Source organism: Novosphingobium sp. PP1Y (assembly GCF_000253255.1).
GTDB lineage: Bacteria > Pseudomonadota > Alphaproteobacteria > Sphingomonadales > Sphingomonadaceae > Novosphingobium.
In genome coordinates this window covers 3,638,502-3,659,172 of the sequence record NC_015580.1, presented here as the reverse complement: position 1 = coordinate 3,659,172, position 20,671 = coordinate 3,638,502, and the positions used below count along the sequence as shown (strand labels likewise).

The window sequence follows — 20,671 nt, the reverse complement described above, 5'->3', positions numbered from 1 at the left end:
GCCCGCGCGGCGTCGAGCCGCTAGTGCGCCTGTCCCTCGAGCGCGTGCATCTGCGCGTCGGACAGGCCGAAGTGGTGGCCGACCTCGTGGATCACCACGTGGGTCACCAGCGCCTCGAGGCTGACCCCGGTTTCGCACCATTCGGCCAGTAGCGGCTGTCGGTAGAGGGTGATGCGCGAGGGCAGTTCGCCTGCACTCCACACCGTTTCCTCGTCCATCGGGCGCCCCTGATACAGGCCTGTGAGTTCCCAGGCGTCGTCCATGCCGAGCGCCTCGAGGGTTTCCTCGTCGGCGAATTCCTCGACCTGGACGGTGATGCCGTCCAGGTGCCGGGAAAACGGTTCGGGAATGCGCGCGAAGGCAGAGCGGGCCAGGGCATCGAAGTCCGCGGCCGAAGGCGCAGCGCCGATCGACCCGTTCATCGCCCCGCCCCGCCGAATGGGAGTGCAGTCATGATGGCTGTATTAGCCCATATACTGCGCCTCGTCACGAAGCTGCGTTCAATTACCCTGTATGATCCGCGCGATCGCATCGGCGGTGGCAGGGTGATAGGTCGGCTTCGCTTCAGCAAAGTCGTCACGCGCGATCTTCGCGCCCCATTCGCCTTGCTTCATCAACCCGCGATAGAGCGGCGCGATCAGCAGCCCGCGCCCGATCGACGCGACGTAGCGGCGCAGTGTCGGCAGCGCCGGCTCATAGCGGTTGGCAATGGCGAGTTCGAGCCATGCGGACTGCACATAGGCGTTGGTGGAGGCGGACAGGCCAAGCGTCTCGTCCAGCTCCTTAAGGCGCGCGGGGGACTGTTCGCGTGGAATGCCGTTGAGGAAACGCAGCCATTCCTGCGTGCTCCAGCCCTGCGGCTGCACTGCGCTTGCCGGTCCGCCAGCCGTGTAGGCCGCCAGCTTTTCGTCGATCTTCGCCAGCGTCGCGCTTTTGACGTGAACCGCATTGTCGGGCAGCCCCGCCGCATAGGCCCAGCGGTCGAGCTGCAGCTTGAGTTCGAGTGCGCAATCGTCCTTGAGCAGATGTTCGCGCAAGTCGGCCAGGAACCCGGCGGTCGTCTGCGGCTGGAATGCGTGACGATCGAAATAGGAGGTGAGGTAGGCGTCCCAACGCTCACGGCCCACGGTATATTCGATCATGCGCAGGAAATTCGAGCCCTTGAAGTAGTCGAGCTGGCCCGCCGTCGCGCCCGGATCGCCGTGCAGGCGGGTGGTCGCCGCGGTCTCGCCCCCGGCCGCCTTGATGTCGCGCAGCAAGCCGTCCCAATCGAGATCGGCGTAAATCGCGGCGCGCTCCTTCCCGTAGAGCGATTCCATGATGCGGTTCTCGAAATAGGTCGTGAAGCCCTCGTTGAGCCACGAGTCCGACCATGTCGCATTGGTGACGAGATTGCCGGACCACGAATGCGCCAGCTCATGCGCCACGACGTCGGTGTTCGACCGGTCGCCGGTGATGATGGTCGGCGTCAGGAACGTGAGCATCGGGTTTTCCATCCCGCCGAAGGGGAAGGCAGGCGGCAGCACCAGCATGTCGTATCGACCCCAGCGATAGGGACCGTAAAGCGCGGAGGCCGCGTCGATCATCTTCTCGACGTCGCCGAATTCCTTCGCCGCCTTGTCGAGCATCGGCGCTTCGGCCCAGACGCCCGAACGCGGGCCGAGCGACTTGAACCGGATGTCGCCCACCGCGAAGGCGATGAGGTAGGGCGGAACCGGCTTGTCCATGCGGAAGCGGAAGCGGCGGCGCCCGTCAGGCAGTCGCTCGCCCTTGTCGCCCGAAAGCTTCTCCGCGCTCATCACCGCGACCAGATCGCCCGGGACGGTCAGCGAGGCTTCCCAGGTCTGGCGGATGCCCGGGCTGTCCTGCGTCGGGATCCAGCTGCGGTTGTTGATCGGCTGACCCTGGCTGAACAGGTAGGGCTTGTTCTTGCCCGCGGTCATTTCCGGCGGAAGCCATTGCAGCGCGCTGGCACCCTGCCTGGTGCGGTAGGCAATGCGGATCTGCCTGGCTCCGGCGAGATCGACGGTCATGGCGGAGCCGAGGTCCGGATCGTCGGCGCCTACCTTCCAATTCAACGCCTTGCCCGAGGCATCGGTTACGGACGCGATATCGAGGTCGTCGACATCCAGCACGATCTGCGTCGCGCCCGGCGCGGCCAGGACGTCAAGCACCGCCGTGCCGCCCAGTGTCCTGGTGGCGAAGTCGACGTCGAGGTCGAGCGCGACATGGGTGACGCGCGCCACTTCCGGCTGTGCATGGGTCCAGACGTCCCTGGCCTCGGGCGTCGTCAGGATGGGAGCGGGGCTAGCCGTCTCGGACGCAAGGACGGGGCTGAACGGTGCAGTGCTGGCCAGGAGGACCGCGGCAAGAAGAATACGCATCGGCGCAACTTATGGTCGCATGCGTCCCGGCGCAACACCGGAAAGGCAGACCGCCTTGCGGCGGACTGTTCCCAATCGATTCCGATGTGTCGAAGGGCGCGCATTGCGCACCCTCACATGGGCCTCAGACGTCGAGGTTGGCGACGTTGAGCGCGTTTTCCTGGATGAATTCGCGGCGCGGTTCGACGATGTCGCCCATCAGGCGGGTGAAGATCTCGTCGGTCACGTCCGCGTCCTCGACCTTGACTTGCAGCAAGGCGCGGTTCTCCGGATCGAGCGTGGTCTCCCACAGCTGCTCGGCATTCATTTCGCCAAGACCCTTGTAGCGCTGGATCGAGAGCCCCTTGCGGCCTGTGCTGAGCACCTTCTCGAGCAGTTCGCTCGGCCGGGTGATGGCATCTTCGCCGACCACCGGACGCGCTGCGCTCGTTTCGCCATCGTCGTCGTTCGCCTCCTCGGGCTCGGCCGTCTCGGCCACGGCCGTAGCGCGCACGAGGCGGGCGGCATTGGCATAGACGTCGACGTTCTCGGCGGCGAGACGGGCCAGCTTGCGGGCCTCGGCGCTGGTGAGGAAGGCAGCCTCGATCTTGTGGTGATCGGTGACGCCGCGCCACAGGCGCTCCACCTCGAGATTGCCCTCGGGGCTCATGCTCACGGTCCAGCGAGCTTCGGTGTCGCCGCGATCGAGCCAGGCCGCCGCGCGCGTCATGGCTGCCTCGCGTGCGTCGCTCGTCAGGTCGGGCGCGAGCACGCCGGCAAGGGCCAGGGCCTCGATGATGTTGGTGTCATAACGGCGCGGCACGAAGGCCATCAGGTTGCGCATGCGGATGGCATGTTCGACCAGCGATTCGAGGTCCGGCCCACTGCGAGCGCCGCCCGCCGTTTCCAGCACGCGGCCGTTGAGTCCGCCTTCGACGAGGTAGCGGTCGAGCGCGGCATTGTCCTTGAGGTAGACTTCGCTGCGGCCCTTGGCGACCTTGTAGAGCGGCGGCTGGGCGATGAAGAGGTGCCCGGCGCGGATGATCTCGGGCATCTGGCGATGGAAGAACGTCAGCAGCAGGGTGCGGATATGCGCGCCGTCGACGTCGGCGTCGGTCATGATGACGATCTTGTGGTAGCGCAGCTTTTCGAGGTTGAAGTCGTCGCGGATGCCGGTGCCCATCGCCTGGATCAGCGTGCCCACTTCCTTGGAGGAAATGATGCGGTCGAAGCGCGCGCGCTCGACGTTGAGGATCTTGCCCTTGAGCGGGAGGATCGCCTGGGTCTTGCGGTCGCGGCCCTGCTTGGCCGAACCGCCTGCGGAATCACCCTCGACCAGGAACAGTTCGCATTTGGACGGATCGCGTTCCTGGCAGTCGGCCAGCTTGCCGGGCAGGCTGGCGATGTCCATCGCGCCCTTGCGGCGGGTCAGTTCGCGGGCACGGCGCGCCGCTTCGCGGGCGGCGGCGGCGTCGATCACCTTCTGGACGATGGTCTTGGCAGTGGCGGGGTTTTCCTCCAGCCACTCGCTCATTTTCTCGCTCATCAGCGCCTCGAGCGGTTGACGCACTTCGGAGCTGACCAGCTTGTCCTTCGTCTGCGAGGAGAACTTGGGATCGGGCAGCTTCACCGAAACGATCGCGGTCAGGCCTTCGCGCATGTCGTCGCCCGAAAGCGAGACCTTTTCCTTCTTGAGAAGCCCCGAGCGTTCGGCATAGCCGTTGAGCGTGCGGGTCAGCGCGGCGCGGAAAGCGGCGAGATGGGTGCCGCCGTCACGCTGCGGGATGTTGTTGGTGAAGCACAATACGTTCTCGTAATAGGAATCGTTCCATTCGAGCGCGACTTCCATGCCGATGCCGTCCTTGTCCGCCGAAATGGCGATAGGATCGGGCATCAACGCCTGCTTGTTGCGGTCGAGGAACTGCACGAATGCACCGATGCCGCCTTCGTAGAACAGGTCGTGCTCGACGATTTCCTCATGGCGGCGGTCGCGCAGCTTGATGCGTACGCCCGAATTGAGGAACGCGAGTTCGCGGTAGCGGTGCTCCAGCTTCTCGAAGTCGAATTCGGTCACGTTCTTGAACGTGTCGGTGGAAGCAAGGAAGGTTACGCGCGTGCCCTTCTTGCCTTCGGGGGCGGGCCCGCGCACTTCCAGCGGAGACACGGCGTCGCCATGGGCGAACTTCATCCAGTGCTCCTTGCCGTCGCGCCAGACGGTAAGCTCCAGCCATTCGGACAGGGCATTGACCACCGAGACGCCGACGCCGTGCAGGCCGCCGGAAACCTTGTAGGCATTGTCGTCCGAGGTGTTCTCGAACTTGCCGCCGGCGTGGAGCTGGGTCATGATGACCTCGGCCGCCGAAACGCCTTCCTCGGCATGAATGTCGGTGGGAATGCCGCGGCCGTTGTCCTCGACCGAGACCGAGCCATCGGGGTTCAGCTCGATGAGGACGAGGTCGCAGTGCCCGGCCAGGGCCTCGTCGATCGCGTTGTCGGAAACCTCGAAAACCATGTGGTGGAGACCCGAGCCGTCGTCGGTGTCGCCGATGTACATGCCAGGGCGCTTGCGCACCGCGTCGAGGCCCTTGAGGACCTTGATCGAGTCTGCGCCGTAGGAGTTGGTGTTCTTGCCGTTTTCGGGTTCGCTAGCCATGGCGAGTCTATAGGCATTGGCCCCGGCAAACCCAAGCAAAAGCGGCATGGGAGGGGCGCTTTTCCACAAGAGTTGGCGGCCATGCGCCGTACCGATGCGATGGCGCCGACGAGCAGCTGCGCCTAGCGAATCGCCTCGGTTGGAACCGGCAGGGGTGTTTTGTCGGTCGCGGCTGGGCGGCAGCTCCGTCCGCGAACTCAGCGCAAGCCTTGCTTGCGCATCGTGCATTCGTGCGAGGAGGAGCCTTTTCGGGGTGCCGTCCGGAGTGAGCGCAAGTCGCTCAGGCCGCGATATTGTGCAGGTGCAAAGCAAAAGGGCGGCCCCTCGGGACCGCCCTTCCGGTTGGGATCACTTTGGCCTCAGACGAGGGTCACAGCGAACGCCAGGGCACTGATTCCAAATGCCGCGGCGAGGCCGACAGTCCGTTCTACGATGGTCATCTGTTTCTACTCCTGCATTCGATAAGAGACGGGTTCGCCCCGTTCCCTTCGCATGTGCAGCATTTAGTCTCTCGCCCCTTGAACCTCAATCTCTATTTCCTGAATAGAGATTGCAAGTTTTGCAACTCAAGTAGCGGATTTGGGCGAATGCGGAGCTTTTCGCTCGCGACTGCCATCTGGACACTCGCTGCGGCTCGCATTAGGGGCCAGCCATGAACATCCCCTCGTCAGATTCCGTACTCATCGTCGATTTCGGCAGCCAGGTTACCCAGCTGATCGCGCGCCGTGTGCGCGAAGCGGGGGTCTATTCCGAAATCGCGCCGTTCTCGATGGCCGAAGAAGCTTTCAAGCGCCTCGATCCGGTGGGCATCATCCTGTCGGGTTCGCCGGCCTCGGTGCTCGATGACAACGGTCCGCGCATTCCCGATTGCATTCTGGAGAGCGGCCGTCCGATGCTCGGCATATGCTATGGCCAGCAGTCGCTCATGCACCAGATGGGCGGCGAGGTGCTTGCCGGCGACTCGGGCGAGTTCGGCCGCGCCTTCATCGAGATCGGGGATGAGTGCGCCCTGTTCGACGGTCTCTGGAACGTGGGCGAAAAGCACCAGGTCTGGATGAGCCACGGCGACAAGGTGACCAGCCTTGCCCCGGGCTTCCGCCCCGTCGCGTCCAGCTCCGGTGCACCTTTCGCGGTGATCGCCAACGACGAGAAGCGCATCTACGCGATGCAGTTCCACCCCGAAGTGGTTCATACGCCCGATGGTGGCAAGCTGCTCAAGAACTTCGTGCGCCACGTCTGCGGCATGGCCGGCGACTGGACGATGGCCGAATTCCGCAAGACCAAGATCGAGGAAATCCGCGAGCAGGTCGGCGACAAGCGCGTGATCTGCGGCCTTTCGGGCGGCGTCGATTCCGCCGTGGCCGCCGTCCTCATCCATGAGGCGATCGGCGACCAGCTCACTTGCGTTTTCGTCGATCATGGCCTGATGCGCATGGGCGAGGCCGAGCAGGTCGTGTCGCTGTTCCGCGGCCACTACAATATCCCGCTCGTCCACGTCGACGCCTCGACCCTGTTCCTCAAGGGGCTGGAGGGCGTCACCGACCCCGAAAAGAAGCGCAAGTTCATCGGCAAGACCTTCATCGACGTCTTCGAGGACGAGGCGAAGAAGATCGGCGGCGCCGAGTTCCTGGCCCAGGGCACCCTCTATCCCGACGTGATCGAATCGGTTTCCTTCACCGGCGGTCCCTCGGTCACGATCAAGAGCCACCACAACGTCGGCGGCCTGCCCGAGCGCATGGACATGAAACTGGTCGAACCGCTGCGCGAACTGTTCAAGGACGAAGTGCGCGAGCTGGGCCGCGAACTGGGCCTGCCCGACATCTTCGTGGGCCGCCACCCGTTCCCCGGACCGGGCCTCGCCATCCGCATTCCCGGCGAAGTCAGCCGCGACAAGGCCGATATCCTGCGCAAGGCCGATGCGATCTACCTCGAGGAGATTCGCAATGCCGGCCTCTACGATGCGATCTGGCAGGCTTTCGCGGTGCTGCTGCCGGTCAAGACCGTTGGCGTCATGGGCGACGGCCGCACCTACGACAGCGTTTGCGCCCTGCGCGCGGTCACGTCGACCGACGGGATGACCGCCGACATCTATCCCTTCGATGCCGCCTTCCTCAGCCGTGTCGCCACGCGCATCATCAACGAGGTGAAGGGCATCAACCGCGTGGTTTACGACTACACCTCCAAGCCGCCCGGCACGATCGAGTGGGAATGAACCGGCGTCAGGGACCGGAGAGGTCCCTGCGAACACGGTATTGAACAGGGGCCCACAGCAATGCGGGCCCTTATTCGTTGGGATCGGGCCCTCTGAGCGGAACCTTTCAACGGCCGAAGTCTGCCTGCGTAAAGGTCCGTTAGTTTGAGATGGGAGGGGGCGCGTGCCAGTTTACGCGCTCGGTCTTGGCCCACATTCCGGCCATATCGATGGGGTGGGCAATCAGGAGGGACGTCTGATAACCCTGCGAAAACATCGTGCGTACCTGGTACAGGGCTTCGAAGGAGTCGAAGTTGCGCCCATTGCGGTAGCCAAGTTGCTGCAGGCGCATTGAGTCCATTGCAAGATTGATTATCTGCCTCACCCCGGCATCGCCGGAGCCCGATCTTTTTACCGCGCCGGATCACGCAGCTGCGCTTTCCGTACAGATCGAGCAATTGAGAGATCAGCATCTCGCCGCGCTTGGCGATCCGTTTCTCACCAGGACCCTGGCCGTTGGCGGCCGCGCCGAGAACAGTTTTGGCGCTCTTTCGGGCCTTCTCGATCGTCAGTGCGCCGAGGCGCCCAAGGTGTAGGTGCGGCGCTTGGCGGTCCGCCTAACAGCATCGGCGCGGTAGTGCACGATGAACGATTTGACGCCACAGGGCATAATGCGCAGGCCGAAGCTGGCAATTTCGGCATGCCAGAGCTCATATTGATCTTCGCGTTTCTCCGCCCGCTCGCAAAGATTGCGCGTCAATTTCACTGTCGAACGTTGACCCGCTTGCTTCATTCCGTGTCGTGTGGACCAGTATCGACGCCGGGACGAGCACGGGACTACTGACAGGTCGTTTGGATCGAATTCAAGCGAAGTGTGGCACAATCGGAACCACGAGAAAACAGATGCTTGTCACGCTCTGGCGTATCTGAGCGAACCCCATGGGAGGCCAAGCCTAGATTTTCCAAGGTTGGGGCGAGGGCTCGAATCCCTTCGCCCGCTCCAGTTCCTCTCCTTGAAAATCGTATAGATAACGGTCCATTGGGCAGGCTTGCGGCCGGTCGCGCAGCGCTTCGTGCAGGACAGGCCGCGTGGCGTCGTCGTGGCATGGCCGGAGATATAGATGAGGAATCGGTCAGGCACCAAGATGGCGACTGACCGATTCCCTTTCGCTCTTGCGGGCTGCGCAGACCAACATGGTGGGCGCGAAAGGTCGTGGGATTGAAGAGACCTGCCGCGCCCGGCGCCCGCGCGGGCGCCTTCAGGTCAGAACGTGCTGCGCACGCCGAAGGTGAAGTTGCGGCCGCGCAGCGGCGCTGCCTGTTTGATGAACGAGGCGTGGTTGAACGCCAGGGCATTGGTCAGGTTGTTACCGCGCACGAACAGTTCGGCATTGGCCTGCGGGCCGAGTGCAAGCTTGTAGGCCAAAGTCGCATTGACCATGTCGTAGCCGGGCGTGCGCGTCTCGAACGAGGCCACTTTGCCTTGTTCGAACACGCGATAGTATTCGAGATCCGCAGAGAGCGGGCCCCAGCGACCATCGGTCCGGCCCCCCAGCCGACCGGCAGGAATGCGCGGCAAGTTGCCCAGGCCGTCCTTCAGCTTTGCGCGCACATAGTCCCCGAAGATCGACAGCGCGAATTCCGGTGTGATCTGCTGGCGCACTTCGCCGTCGATCCCGGTGAAGCGGGCGTCGGCGGCCGTGTAGCGAATCAGGCGGAAGTCCTCGAAGCGATCCAGCGTCTCTGCGAAAATGTAGTCACTGAAGTCCTGGTGGTAGGCGCCGATCGTGAAGGTCGTTGCCCCGGCGGTCTTGCGCAGGGTCACGTCGATCGACTTCGCCGTTTCCGTGCCCAGCGCGGCGCTGCCCATCTCATAAGTATTGGTTGCCAGGTGAACGCCGCGCGCGAAGAGTTCCTGCGCGTTGGGCGCTCGCTGCGAGCGGGCAAGCGAGAGTGAGAGCGAATAGTCGCTGCCGACGTTCCAGATCGCCGCGCCGGAGATGGAGAAGGGCTGGTGGGTGACACGACGATTGAGAGTGGTCTCAATGCTCTGCCATTCCTGCCGCGCGGCCACTTCGAAGCGCACCTGTCCGGCTGCCAGTGTTTCCATAAGGAACAATGCGGTGTTTTCAGTATCGCTCTGCGGCAGGAAGGCTTCCTCGCCGACGGCGCTGAACCTGCTGCTTGAATGCTGGACACCAAAGATGCCGCGTAGGCCTGCCAGCGGCTTGTGCGTCAGTTCGAATCGGATGTCGTGCGCCTTGTTGCGGAAGGTCGTGGAGATTTCGTCGTGCTCGAGCTCGTCATGCTCGTAGTCGGTGAATGCCATGCGCAGGCGCACTTTCTCGAAGCCCGGCAGCGGGTTGCGGTATTCGCTGCGGATGTCGAAGCGCTCGCTCCTCAACTTCACGTACGGGACTTCGTCGTGGTCATGTTCGTGATCATGGTCATGGTCATGGTCATGGTCATGGTCGTGATCATCGTGGCTGCCGCAGTGCAGGCTGGTGCCGTGCGGATGGCACGATTCGTATTCGTGGCTGTGGCCGGGCAGGCCATATTCGCTGCGCTGGCGGGTATAGGCCACGCCGAGATAGCCATCCGGCCCGACCCATGAGCCGCCGACACTGAATGTCGATGTGTCGTTGTACGAACCGTCGACGTGGCGGTCGCCGAACTTCTTGGGAATGCGGTAGTCGTCCGAGGTGCGACGCACGCCCTCGACATGGATTGCGAAGGGGCCGATCCCGGCGGTTAGCCCGCCAACCAGCGAGCGTTCGTCATCGGCCGTGCCGAGGCGCCCTTCGGCGACGCCGGAGAAACCGCCCTCGGGGAGTGCTGTGGGGACCTTGCCGTCGATCAGGTTGATCGCGCCGCCGATCGCGCCCCCGCCATAGAGCAGGGCGGAGGGGCCTCGCAGGACTTCGATGCCTTCCAGCAGAAGCGGTTCGGCGGTGACAGCATGGTCGGGCGAGACGGCCGATGCGTCCTGAATGTTCGCACCGTCCGAAAGCGACTGGACGCGCGGTGCGGTCTGGCCGCGGATAACCGGACGGCTGGCGCCGCCGCCGAAATTGTCGAAATTGATGCCCGGCTGCCCGGCCAGCGTGTCTCCGAGCGTGGCCTGGCGGCGATGGACGAGGTCGTCGCCTCTCAGGACGATCACCGGGGTTGCGGTTTCGTCGGCCTTTTGTTCGAACGCCGTGGCCGTGACGACAATTCGCGAGCCGCCGTTTGCCTCGTCAGCATGGGCGGACGGCGCCGAGATCGCGGGCAGGGAAGCTGCACAAAGCAGCAAGGCACGAATTTTCAAGTTGGGCCCCTTTTTCTGATGAGAGTGCGCGCCTATTAAGTAATGATATAACGTCACTCAAGTGGGAATCTCGTTACATATCATGTCTGTACAATTTCGAACTCGTGCGGCCGGTAAGCGCAGGACCGATATCGTCGAAGGCGCTGCGGTCTCTGCCTCGCTCCTTTGCCTGGTGCATTGCCTGGCGCTGCCGCTCCTGCTGCTGTTGCTCCCCGGCGCGCTTGGGCTCTTCGTGCAGTCGCCGACGTTTCACTTCGTCGCCATGGGGATGGTCGCTCCGGCGGCGCTGGCGGCCTTCTGGCTGGGCTATCGCCGTCATGGCGCTCGACGGCCGGTTCTGCTTGGGCTTGCGGGAGTGGTGAGCCTTGCCCTCGCGCTGATGCCGGGCATGGGGCATGTCGGCGAGGCAAGCCTGACTGTGACCGGTAGCCTGCTGCTGATCGCGGGGCATACGATGAACTGGCGGTTGCGCGCTTGCGGCATCTCCTGGCGGCAGAGGCAAGAAGCGCGCTCAGCGCTCACACATGACAGGTAAACCGAGGCAGGCGGTTTTCACTCGTGACACCTGGCGGGGCTGCCGCTAGGGGCACGCTCGTGGGCAATTTCAGGCACTTCTTCCGGCAGCGGCCGGGGATCGCGGCGCTGCTTCTGGCGGCGGCGCTTTGCCTGAAGGTTTTCGTGCCGGTGGGCTACATGCCCGCACCTGTCGGAAGCGACCTCGTGGTCGCGCTGTGTTCGGGTAGCGCGCCTGCCGGAACGACCGTGCAGATCCACATTCCGGGCAAGGGCCCGCAGGACGACGCGCCGAAGTCTGTCGACCACCCTTGCGCTTTCGCCCCGCTGGGGGCCGCGGCACTGGGATCGGCGCCGCCGATGCTGGTGCTGGCCGCGCTGTTCTTCGTCTTCGTCGCCGCGATCCTGCGCCGTCCGCTCGACCTGCGCCCGATCGATGCGCAGATCCGTCCGCCCAGCCAGGGGCCACCTTCCTTCGCCTGATCCATGATTCGCGCCGCGCCGGTTCCCTGCGAACGGCTGCGGTACCGACATGACATCTGCACGCATGGGCGCCCGAAGTGCGCCTGCACGCGTGCCGTCCAGGTGATACCTTTCATGACAAAGACCATGCTCGCGCTCGGCGCGGCGCCGCTTGCCCTGCTTCCCCTTGCCGCCCACGCCGATGAAGCGGCGGCAGACGCGATTACCATTCTCGTTGTCGGCCAGCACGAATCCGCAATCTCCATCGAACCGCGCGGCCTTTCGGTCAGCCTTGGTGAGGAGCAGTTCGCCGGCATCAATGCCCAGAACGTCGAGGACCTGATGAAATACGCGCCCGATTTCTTCGTGCGCAAACGCTATGCCGGGGATTCCAACGGCGTGCCGGGCTTCCGGGGCACCCATTCGACCCAGAGCGCACGAACGCTGGTGATGGTCGATGGCTTCACGGTCTCCAACTTCCTTGGCAATTCCTTCGGCTTTGCGCCCAAGTGGGGGATTGTCGGTCCGGGCGAGGTTGCGCAGTTCGACATCGTCTATGGCCCTTACTCGGCGCGCTATGCGGGCAATTCGATGGGCGGGCTCGTCAATATCACGACCCGCTCCCCGCAGAAGACGGAAGCCTTCGCCACGGTGCAGGGACTGGCCCAGCACTACGACCAGTTCGGCACCCGCGACACATATCGGGGCTATTCCGCAGAGGCCGGTTTCGGCTTTCGGCAGGAGGACGGACCATGGTCGCTGCGCGTGTCCGGCCGCCATTTCCGCAACGACGGCCATCCGCAGATGTTCTACGGCCTTGCGGAATCGGACAGCACCATGCCTGCCACCGCTGTGGCCGGCGCCGTCATCGATCCACGGCAGGGGCAGGCTTATGCGCCGGGTTCGCCTGCCAAGCCCATCTTTGCTGCGCAGAGCCCGGCGGCAATCACCCAGGACCAGGCGAAGCTGCGCCTCGGTTACGATGGCGCTTCGGGCGTGACCGGCGAATTCCTGCTGGCCTACTGGCACAACCTCGACAGCCAGACTGCGCCCGACTGCTACTTGCGCGATGCTGCAGGCAATGTGGTCTGCGAAGGTCTCGTTTCGCTTGGCGGGAAAACCTACGATGCCAGCGGAGCCAAGTGGTCGCGCTCCATACGCGATGAACTGCTGGCGGGTCTCAAGCTTGCAGCGCCGCTTTCGGACCGGGTGACGGTGCAGGCGAATGTCTCCAGCTATCAGATCCTGCGTTCGGACGGCTTTACCTCCGGCAGCTATGCGGCTGGAGAGGCCAATGGCCCGGGCACGCTCGCCCGTCAGGGGCCGACTTACTGGTGGACTGGCGATCTTTCCTTCAATGCCCGCCTTGCCGGGTTCGAGCTGGCTGCCGGAAGCAGCGCCAATCTCTACCGGACCGATGCCACCAACTATGCGCTGGACAGTTGGCGCCGTGACGAGGGCAAGGATTTCTCGAGCCGGACCTTCGGCAAGACGCGCGTGCTGGCGGGCTGGGCCGAACTGCGCGTTCCGCTCGAGGCGGTGACGCTGACGCTGGGCGCCCGCTACGAGGACTGGCGCGCCTTCGATGGCGGATTGACCCGGCTGGGCAGCGATGCATTGGCGGGCCAGCAGGTGACGGGGCGCTATGATAGCCGCCACGCCGACGGCTTCCAGCCCAAGGCTGCGTTCGAATGGGCAATCGATTCCCTAACGACGCTGCAATTGAGCCTGGCCAGGGCCACGCGTTTTCCCACTGTCGGGGAGCTGTTCCAGGGCAGCCTCAATGGCGATGGCAGCTTCAACGAGGACAGCTTCGATCCCGGCCTGAAGCCGGAGCGGTCGAGCGATGCGAATCTGGTTCTGGCGCACGATTTCGGTTCGGTGAAATTGACCGGTTCGGCGTTCTGGCAGCGGGTGGAGGACACCATCTTCTCCTTCACCGGCTTCAACCAGAACGGTGTCACCACCTCCAGCTACAAGAACATCGACGTGACGCGCCAATACGGCTTCGAGGCGATCGCGGAAGCGCGCGACGTGATCGTGCCGGGGCTCGACATCGATGCCAACGCGGCGTTTATCGATTCGATTACGGTGCGCAACGATGCCGCCCCGGCGGCGGAGGGCGTGCAGTTTCCGCGCATCCCGCGCTGGCGGATCAATGCGAACCTGCGGTACCGGGTGACAGGGCCGGTGATGGTGTCGGTCGGCATGCGCTATGCCAGCAGGCCCAACACCGATCTGCTGGGGGAGCAGCGCGGCGATACCTATGGCTATACGTCCGAGCTTTTCGCGCTGGATGCCAGAATTAACTGGAACGTGATCGAACGGCTCCGGGTCAGTGCGGGCGTGGACAACATCACCAATGACCGCGCCTGGGTTTACCACCCCTATCCGCAGCGCAGCTTCCTGATCGAGGCGGGTTGGACGCTATGAGCGGGCCACAGCAAAGGCGCAGCGAGCGCTGGTATCGCGCCGTGTGGCGCTGGCATTTCTATGCCGGTCTGTTCTGCGTACCCTTCGTCGTCTGGCTTTCGGTGACCGGCGGCATCTACCTGTTCAAGCCGCAGATCGAGGCCGCGCTCTATGCGCCCTACCGCGATGTCGTGCACGGCGACGCGCCCCAGCTTACCGCTGGGGCGTTAGCCGCAAAGGCGGTTGCGGCGGTGCCGGGTTCGGTCTTGCACAAGTTCGTGTTGCCCGAGGCCGCAGGCGATGCGGTGCAGGTGCTTGTCGGCAAGGGCGCTCGGGAAACGCGGGTCTGGGTCCATCCGCAGACCGGAGAGGTGCTCTACAAGGTGGCGGAGCAGGACCGGCTGATGCGTATCGTCTTCCGCCTTCACGGCGAACTGCTGGCAGGGAACCGTGGCTCAGCGCTGGTCGAGACGGCGGCCTGCTGGACCGTGATCATGCTCCTGACCGGACTGTTCCTGTGGTGGCCGCGGCAGACCGGGGGGAGGCTCGCCGGGGTGCTTTTGCCTCGGCTGCGCAAGGGCAGCAGCGTGTTCTGGCGTGACCTTCATGCCGTGACCGGCTTGTGGATCTCGCTGGGCGCTGTGTTCCTGATCGCCTCGGGCCTGCCCTGGGCCAATGCCTGGGGAGATTACTTGCGCCAGGTCCGGTCGGTGACCGGAACGGCGGCAGGCAGCCAGGACTGGTCGGCGGGATCGGTGGCCGACGCGCGTGAGCGCGCAGGCGCCGATGCCGCCATGCGCGCGACGATGTCCGAACATGCGGGGCATCATGGCATGGCGATGGGCGGGGCCGTGACGGCAGCTCCGGCTCCGGCTGCGCTGGACGCCGTCGTCGGGCGAGCGGTAACGCTGCGCTTCGCTGCGCCTGTCGAGGTCAGTCCGCCCACCGCGCCCGGTGCGGCCTGGATGGTGCGCAGCCAGGCAGCGGACCGCCCGCAGCGCGACAGCGCCGAGATCGCAGGCAATGGCGCCCTGATCGGTATAGAGCGCTTTTCCGACCGGCACTGGATCGATCGGACCGTCGGCTACGGCGTGGCGATCCACGAAGGAGCCTTCTGGGGGCTGGCCAACCAGTTACTGAACCTGGCCGTGCTGCTGGGTCTGGTGACCCTGTCTGTTTCCAGCGTGGTGCTTTGGTGGCGCCGTCGGCCTGCCGATATGCTGGGTGCGCCTTCATGGCTGGCGCCGGTCCGGCACAGCTGGGCGCTGGTCGGCCTGGTCGTGCTGCTGGCGCTGGCGATGCCGCTGTTCGGCGCCTCATTGGCCCTGGCTGTCGCGGCGGAATGGACGCTCAAGCGCCTGACGCCCTCGCTGGCGCGATGGATGGGCTGGCGAGCCGGGGTGAGTGCTCAGGCGGGACGCTGAGAGGTCAGGCCCTGTCGCGCACCACGCAGCGAAATCCGATATGCGTCGTGGCGCTGTCGATCATTTCGGGGTGGCGCGCGGCGGGGCGGTAGCGCTGGCAGTAGTTGGCGGCGCACAAGTGCGATCCGCCCTTGAGCACCTTGCGGCCAATCCTGACACCCGGCTGGACCGGATCGTAGCTGTCCTTGAGCTTCGCTCCGCGCGGATTTTCCATCACGCAGCAGGCGCTGGGCTTCTTCTTGGCGACGGTCTGCGGGCGTTCCGACCACCAGTCGGCGGTCCATTCCCAGGTGTTGCCGATCATGTCGTAGAGGCCGTAGCCGTTGGCCGGGAAGGTCCTGACCGGCGAAGTTCTTTCCCATCCATCGAGGCACTGGTTGGCGAAGGGAAACAGGCCCTGCCAGTAATTCGCCATCATCGCGCCGTCCGGGGCCAGTTCGTCGCCCCAGGCGTAGTCCTTGCCCTCAAGGCCGCCACGCGCGGCGAACTCGAATTCGGCCTCGGTCGGCAGTGCCTTGCCGGCCCACTTCGCATAGGCCTCTGCATCGGCATAGGCGATATGGACCACCGGGTGATCCCAGAGTTCGTCGAGATTGCTGTCCGGGCCGAGCGGGTGGCACCAGTCGGCTCCGAAGACGAACGACCACCAGTTGGCCGGGTTACTGGTGTCGACCGGTGTGGCGGTCTTGTGAAAGACCAGCGATCCCGCCTTGTCCATTCCCGGCAACATGCCGGGATAGTCCTTCGGGTCGGGAGCGATCTCGGCCACGGTGACGTAGCCGGTTGCTTCGACGAAGCGGGCGAATTCGCGATTGGTCACGGGGGTTTCGTCGATCCAGAACGGATCGACCTTCACCCGCCGAAGCGGCATTTCCTCGGGATAGAAGTTTTCCGATCCCATCGTGAAAGTTCCGCCGGGAACGTGGATCATCCCTGCGACAATGTCTTCTACCGGGCTGCTGGTCTTCTGCATGGCCTCGTGACTAGAGAGATGCACACAGTAATCAAGTCTCGCCCGGAGGTTCGCGGCGGCGGCAGAGGCCTTCCTGGGCGACGCTGGCGACCATGGTACCGGCGCGGTCGTAGATGGTTCCGCGGGCGAAGCCCCGGGCGTGCCCGGACCACGGGCTGTCCATGTAATAGAGCAGCCAGTCATCCACCGGCGGCGTTCGGTGGAACCATACTGCGTGATCGAGGCTGGCGGCCTGCAACTGCGGCGAGAAGAACTTGATATCGTGCGGCAGGACCGCCGTCGTCAGCAGCGCGAAGTCGCTTGCGTAGGCCGTGACAATGCGATGCACCGCGGGGTCTCCGCCGATCGGTCCGGCAAGGCGGAACCAAAGGTATTGCGAAGGCACGCCGACGCCGTCGACGACATTGGAACTGGGCGGACCGGGTCTGATTTCGAATGCAGCCAGGCGATCCTGCAGGTGCTTGGGCAGGGGCGCCCCCTTCTTGCGCAGCACGTCCTGCATGTCCGGGCACTGCTCGGGGGCATAGACCTCTGGCATCGGCGCGGCATGCGAGAAGCCGTCCTCAGGGCGCTGGAACGAGGCTGCGAGGTTGAGGATCGGGTTGCCGCCCTGCATGGCGACGACACGGCGATTGGCGAAAGTGCCGCCATCGAAGTCGCGCAGGACACGGTAGATGATCGGTCGCAACATATCGCCGGGACGCATGAAGTACGCGTGGAGCGAATGCGCGTGATGGTCTTCGCGCAGTTCTTTCGCCGCCGCAGCCAGGGCCTGCGCGATCACCTGACCGCCGAATACGCGTCCGGGGCTGTCCGGCGCCGCTGCGCCGCGGAACAGGTCCGTGTCGATTTCCTCGACGAGCAGCAGTTTGCGCAGCTCCTCAACGGCGAAGGTCCTCGGATCAGTCATTGTTACCTTGCGATTTCGGCTGGGCCGTGCCTTTCGCCCCATCGAGCCAGTCTTTCGACTGCTGTTCGATCAGGCGCAGTTCGGTCAGGGTCTGTTCGATCGCCCGCTTCTGGCGGCGCAGTTCCGCGATCCGGTCGCTCACCTTGCCGAGAAGGTTGCGGACCTGTTCGACATGTTCGGGGTCGACGTCGTAGAGATCGAGAAATTCCTTGATCTCGCGGATGCTGAAGCCCAGCCGCTTGCCGCGCAGGATCAGCTGCATGCGCCCGATCTCGCGCTTGCCGTAGATCCGCGTGGTGCCCACGCGCTGGGGCGCGATCAGGCCCTTGTCCTCGTAGAAGCGCAAGGTGCGCATGGTGACGTCGAGATGCTCTGCCGCCTCGTGGATGCCCAGCATGTCGGGCAGCTGCACGTCCGCCTTTTCGCTTGCCCCGCTTTCGCTCATGGTGCGCGCTTCGCGTCTTCTTCGGCCACCAGTTCCTTCTTGGAAAGCTTGCCGACGAGGGTCTTGGGCAGCGATTCCCGGAATTCGATGGCCGAGGGCATCTCGATCTTGTTCAGCCGCGGCTTCAGAAATTCCAGCAATTCTTCCTCGCTCAAGATATCCCCCTTGTGCAATGCGACGAAAGCCTTGGGGGCCTGCCCGCGATAGGCATCGGGAATGCCGATGACGATCGCTTCCGCGACCATCGGATGCTCGTAGATGGCATCCTCGATCACGCGCGGATAGACGTTGTAACCCCCACACAGGATCAGGTCCTTGATCCTGTCGACGAGGAACAGATAGCCGTCTGCGTCGAGATAGCCAATGTCTCCTGTCCGCAGGGCGCCGTAAATGAACGTCTTTTCCGATTCTTCGGGCCGGTTCCAGTACCCCTTCATCACTTGGGGGCCGCGCGCGCAGACTTCGCCCTTCTCCCCGGTGGCGAGCACCTTGTGGAGATTGTCGGGATCGCGGATCTCCAGCGCGGTGCCCGGGAAGGCCGGGCCGCAGGAGTTTTCCTTGATGACGCCTTCCAGCGGATTGCAGGCGATGATCGGGGAAGCTTCGGAGAGGCCGTAGCCTTCGACGACCTTGACCCCGGTGTGCTCCTCGAAACGCTGGCGCACTTCGAGCGGAAGCGGCGCGCCGCCCGAGATGCATACGCGCACGCTGTCGAACTCGCCGTGCAGCTTCACGTGGTTTAGCGCGGTGTAGAGCGTGGGCACCCCGAAGAACTGCGTCGGCCTGGTGCGCCGCGCGGTGGCGAGGAAGGACTTCATCTCGAAGCGCGGCAGGAGGATCATCTCTGCCGCGGTATCGACCGAGTAGTTCAGCACCGTCGTCAGTGCGAAGACGTGGAACAGCGGCAGGACGCCCAGCGTGCGCTCCTGTTCGTCGGGCATGTGGCCGACGTGGGCGATCATCTGGGCGCTGTTGGCGGCGAGATTGGCGTGGCTGAGCATTGCGCCCTTGGGCACGCCGGTGGTGCCGCCGGTATATTGCAGCACGGCCAGGTCGCCGGGATCGCGCTTGACCGGATCGGGGTCGGCATCGCGCGCGATCAGGTCGGCAAAGCGCACGAAGCGCAGGTCGTGCGGCTCATGCGCGATGTCCTTGCGCTTGAGCAACTGGAAGGCGCGGCGCTTGAAAGTTGGCAGGGCGTCGGCGAAGGGGCACACGATCACCCGTGACAGGCTGCCCTTGCCGACCAGCGGCGCGATCTTGGGCAGCGACAGGGCCAGGTCAGAGGCGATCAGCACGCTGGCACCCGAATCCTCGACGAGGTGCTCCATCTCGCGCTCGGTGTAGAGCGGATTGAAGTTCACCACGACCGCGCCGATGCGCAGGATCGCGAAGTAGCAGATCACGTAATAGGGCGTGTTGGGCAGGCACAGCCCGACCCGCGTACCCGGCTTGACGCCAAGGTCCTGGAGCCCGCGCGCGGCCTTGCGCGCCAGCTCGCCGACTTCGGCGTAAGTCCACTTGCGGCCCATGAAATCTATGGCGGGCCACTCACCATGATGCGCGACCGCGTGGTCGAGCAGGTCGGTAAGCAACCGCGGAGCGATCGGCGGCATCTCTTCCGGCAGCTGGGAGGAGGAGGGTTGTGCCGGGCGAGCCTTGTCCCCCAAGGGGGTCCCGCCGATCGTCTCCGCGGCGCTCATCAGAACTTCACCCGCGCGCCGAGGGAAAAGACGAGCGCGGATGCGTCTGTGAGCGTGCCGTTCACCAGGATCGGCGTCTGTGCCGCGGTTCCTGCATAAGCGGCGGTCGTGCGGTCGATCGCGGCATCCTTGAACGAGATGTACGAAGCGGCAGCATCGACGGTGATGGCCTTGCTGACAGCGTAGCTGGTACCGGCCGAGAAGTTCCAGCGGTTGCTGTCCGGCACGCGGGCGTCACGTTCGCCGTCGCGCGTTGGGGTTCCGCCGTACTGGACGCCGGCGCGCACGGTCCACTCGGGATTGACCAGGTAGTCGATGCCCGCCGCATAGCTCCAGCTGTTCTTGTAGTCCTCGGGGATCGAGGCGTTGATCGGCGCGCCGAGATCGATGGTGTCGAACTTGCTCCAGCCATACCGTACGACCTGCGCGTTCAGCGTCAGCCGGTCGGTCGCATTGTAGCGGATGCTGCCGATTGCCTGCCACGGCGTGCTGAAAGTGGCGCGCGTGGCGATCTCGCCGTTTTGGCCGGCAAGCGGGCCAAGCAGGCCTTCGGTCAGGACCGTGCCCTTGAGCTTATGCTTGATGCTCGACTTGTAGGAGACGCCAAGCGACAACGGACCGGTGTGATACTGGGCGCCGACCGACCAGCCCATGTCCCAGCCCTTGCCGGACAGGGTCTGGTGCCCGTCGGGCAGCAGGGCGGATAGGTTCGGCAGGTAATTGCCCAGGGTGGCATCGGCGTGCTCGATGTTGAGCGCGGCGCCAAGGTACAGCTCGGGCGTCACGGCAACGGCCAGCGTCGGCTGGATGTCGAAGGTGCGCAGCTTGGTCTTGTCCGCGGTGTAGCGGGCCCAGCTGTCCTCTGCGTAATTGGTGGTGAAGTTGTAGGGAGCGCTGACGGCGAGGCCCACCGCGACCTTGCCGAAGCCGTAGGCGATCGCGCCGGAAGGCAGCACGCCGTTGTCGATCGGGTTCTTCTCGACCGGGTCGCCGCCGACGGAGGCGGGGGCCGAGGCCGGTCGGACGATCACGGTGCCATTGTCGGAAACCTTGCCGCGCGGAAGGATGGCGCTGGCATGAACCGCAGCTTCACCGCCTTCCATGCCGGCGATCGAGGCCGGGTTCCACCACAGCGAATCGACGCCGGTGTCGGCGGCCTCACCGGAAAAGGCTCGGCCCTGGCCGCGTACGGACTGTTCCTGGAGGTAGAATGCCTGGGCGTGGGCCGATCCTGCGACGGCCATGGCAACGAAGGATACCGCGCTGGAAAGGAATACGCGGCCGGACGTCATCTTCATTCGAAACTCTCCCG

Annotated in this window: 16 protein-coding genes; 6 read left to right on the top strand and 10 right to left on the bottom strand. The window is 64.5% G+C overall.

Going from position 1 to position 20,671, the window contains the following annotated elements; genetic code table 11:
• Positions 1-20: 20 nt before the first annotated feature.
• The 3 genes from PP1Y_RS23260 to gyrB all read right to left on the bottom strand — a co-directional run bounded on the left by PP1Y_RS23260 (position 21) and on the right by gyrB (position 5,016).
• Positions 21-422 (bottom strand): metallopeptidase family protein, encoded by a 402-nt coding sequence (locus PP1Y_RS23260; protein ID WP_007012934.1) that lies wholly within the window; start codon positions 420-422, stop codon positions 21-23.
• 78 nt (positions 423-500) lie between these two features.
• Complete coding sequence (locus PP1Y_RS23255; protein ID WP_013834366.1) at positions 501-2,384, bottom strand: M1 family metallopeptidase; 1,884 nt, start codon at positions 2,382-2,384, stop codon at positions 501-503.
• Positions 2,385-2,508: 124 nt separating this feature from the next.
• Complete coding sequence (gyrB, locus tag PP1Y_RS23250; RefSeq protein WP_013834365.1) at positions 2,509-5,016, bottom strand: DNA topoisomerase (ATP-hydrolyzing) subunit B; 2,508 nt, start codon at positions 5,014-5,016, stop codon at positions 2,509-2,511.
• Positions 5,017-5,668: 652 nt separating this feature from the next.
• On the opposite strand from gyrB, the gene guaA reads away from it, so the two are divergent.
• Complete coding sequence (gene guaA / locus PP1Y_RS23245; protein ID WP_013834364.1) at positions 5,669-7,228, top strand: glutamine-hydrolyzing GMP synthase; 1,560 nt, start codon at positions 5,669-5,671, stop codon at positions 7,226-7,228.
• Positions 7,229-7,575: 347 nt separating this feature from the next.
• Positions 7,576-7,803: a hypothetical protein gene (locus PP1Y_RS23235; RefSeq protein ID WP_041559131.1), complete on the top strand. Its 228-nt coding sequence runs from the start codon at positions 7,576-7,578 to the stop codon at positions 7,801-7,803.
• Here the strand turns inward: PP1Y_RS23235 and PP1Y_RS23230 are convergent.
• Both PP1Y_RS23230 and PP1Y_RS23225 read right to left on the bottom strand, forming a co-directional pair.
• Positions 7,776-8,000, bottom strand: a complete 225-nt coding sequence (locus PP1Y_RS23230; RefSeq protein WP_148275059.1) for a hypothetical protein — start codon at positions 7,998-8,000, stop codon at positions 7,776-7,778. The genes PP1Y_RS23235 and PP1Y_RS23230 overlap by 28 nt on opposite strands.
• A 471-nt stretch (positions 8,001-8,471) precedes the next feature.
• Positions 8,472-10,517, bottom strand: coding sequence for a TonB-dependent receptor domain-containing protein (locus tag PP1Y_RS23225; protein WP_041559129.1), 2,046 nt, complete (start codon positions 10,515-10,517; stop codon positions 8,472-8,474).
• Positions 10,518-10,599: 82 nt separating this feature from the next.
• Here PP1Y_RS23225 and PP1Y_RS23220 point away from each other — a divergent pair, with 82 nt between their 5' ends.
• The 4 genes from PP1Y_RS23220 (at position 10,600) to PP1Y_RS23205 (ending at position 15,328) form a co-directional block, all read left to right on the top strand.
• Positions 10,600-11,052, top strand: a complete 453-nt coding sequence (locus tag PP1Y_RS23220; RefSeq protein ID WP_051010101.1) for a MerC domain-containing protein — start codon at positions 10,600-10,602, stop codon at positions 11,050-11,052.
• A 59-nt stretch (positions 11,053-11,111) separates the two neighbouring features.
• Complete coding sequence (locus PP1Y_RS23215) at positions 11,112-11,513, top strand: hypothetical protein (RefSeq protein WP_041559128.1); 402 nt, start codon at positions 11,112-11,114, stop codon at positions 11,511-11,513.
• A 114-nt stretch (positions 11,514-11,627) separates the two neighbouring features.
• Positions 11,628-13,925, top strand: coding sequence for a TonB-dependent receptor (locus PP1Y_RS23210; RefSeq protein ID WP_041559127.1), 2,298 nt, complete (start codon positions 11,628-11,630; stop codon positions 13,923-13,925).
• Positions 13,922-15,328, top strand: coding sequence for a PepSY domain-containing protein (locus PP1Y_RS23205; RefSeq protein WP_013834360.1), 1,407 nt, complete (start codon positions 13,922-13,924; stop codon positions 15,326-15,328). Before PP1Y_RS23210 ends, PP1Y_RS23205 begins: the two co-directional genes overlap by 4 nt.
• 4 nt (positions 15,329-15,332) lie before the next feature.
• Here the strand turns inward: PP1Y_RS23205 and PP1Y_RS23200 are convergent, their stop codons facing one another.
• From PP1Y_RS23200 to PP1Y_RS23180, 5 genes are read right to left on the bottom strand one after another with little or no spacing between them, the layout of a single operon-like run.
• On the bottom strand, positions 15,333-16,301 hold the full coding sequence (locus PP1Y_RS23200) for a formylglycine-generating enzyme family protein (RefSeq protein ID WP_086000023.1): 969 nt from the start codon (positions 16,299-16,301) through the stop codon (positions 15,333-15,335).
• A 31-nt stretch (positions 16,302-16,332) separates the two neighbouring features.
• Positions 16,333-17,211, bottom strand: a complete 879-nt coding sequence (locus PP1Y_RS23195; protein WP_013834358.1) for an acyl-CoA thioesterase II — start codon at positions 17,209-17,211, stop codon at positions 16,333-16,335.
• Positions 17,204-17,656, bottom strand: a complete 453-nt coding sequence (locus tag PP1Y_RS23190; protein WP_051010100.1) for a MerR family DNA-binding transcriptional regulator — start codon at positions 17,654-17,656, stop codon at positions 17,204-17,206. Before PP1Y_RS23190 ends, PP1Y_RS23195 begins: the two co-directional genes overlap by 8 nt.
• On the bottom strand, positions 17,653-19,359 hold the full coding sequence (locus tag PP1Y_RS23185) for a long-chain fatty acid--CoA ligase (protein ID WP_013834356.1): 1,707 nt from the start codon (positions 19,357-19,359) through the stop codon (positions 17,653-17,655). The genes PP1Y_RS23190 and PP1Y_RS23185 overlap by 4 nt, the downstream gene beginning before the upstream one ends.
• Complete coding sequence (locus PP1Y_RS23180; RefSeq protein ID WP_086000022.1) at positions 19,359-20,657, bottom strand: OmpP1/FadL family transporter; 1,299 nt, start codon at positions 20,655-20,657, stop codon at positions 19,359-19,361. Before PP1Y_RS23180 ends, PP1Y_RS23185 begins: the two co-directional genes overlap by 1 nt.
• Positions 20,658-20,671: the final 14 nt, after the last annotated feature.

Excerpts from the sequence above, each read along its gene's own strand:
- PP1Y_RS23260 (WP_007012934.1), bottom strand. The coding sequence starts at position 422 with ATGAACGGGTCGATCGGCGCTGCGCCTTCGGCCGCGGACTTCGATGCC.
- PP1Y_RS23255 (WP_013834366.1), bottom strand. The coding sequence starts at position 2,384 with ATGCGTATTCTTCTTGCCGCGGTCCTCCTGGCCAGCACTGCACCGTTC.
- gyrB (WP_013834365.1), bottom strand. The coding sequence starts at position 5,016 with ATGGCTAGCGAACCCGAAAACGGCAAGAACACCAACTCCTACGGCGCA.
- guaA (WP_013834364.1), top strand. The coding sequence starts at position 5,669 with ATGAACATCCCCTCGTCAGATTCCGTACTCATCGTCGATTTCGGCAGC.
- PP1Y_RS23230 (WP_148275059.1), bottom strand. The coding sequence starts at position 8,000 with ATGAAGCAAGCGGGTCAACGTTCGACAGTGAAATTGACGCGCAATCTT.
- PP1Y_RS23220 (WP_051010101.1), top strand. The coding sequence starts at position 10,600 with ATGTCTGTACAATTTCGAACTCGTGCGGCCGGTAAGCGCAGGACCGAT.
- PP1Y_RS23210 (WP_041559127.1), top strand. The coding sequence starts at position 11,628 with ATGACAAAGACCATGCTCGCGCTCGGCGCGGCGCCGCTTGCCCTGCTT.
- PP1Y_RS23205 (WP_013834360.1), top strand. The coding sequence starts at position 13,922 with ATGAGCGGGCCACAGCAAAGGCGCAGCGAGCGCTGGTATCGCGCCGTG.
- PP1Y_RS23200 (WP_086000023.1), bottom strand. The coding sequence starts at position 16,301 with ATGCAGAAGACCAGCAGCCCGGTAGAAGACATTGTCGCAGGGATGATC.
- PP1Y_RS23195 (WP_013834358.1), bottom strand. The coding sequence starts at position 17,211 with ATGACTGATCCGAGGACCTTCGCCGTTGAGGAGCTGCGCAAACTGCTG.
- PP1Y_RS23190 (WP_051010100.1), bottom strand. The coding sequence starts at position 17,656 with ATGAGCGAAAGCGGGGCAAGCGAAAAGGCGGACGTGCAGCTGCCCGAC.
- PP1Y_RS23185 (WP_013834356.1), bottom strand. The coding sequence starts at position 19,359 with ATGAGCGCCGCGGAGACGATCGGCGGGACCCCCTTGGGGGACAAGGCT.
- PP1Y_RS23180 (WP_086000022.1), bottom strand. The coding sequence starts at position 20,657 with ATGAAGATGACGTCCGGCCGCGTATTCCTTTCCAGCGCGGTATCCTTC.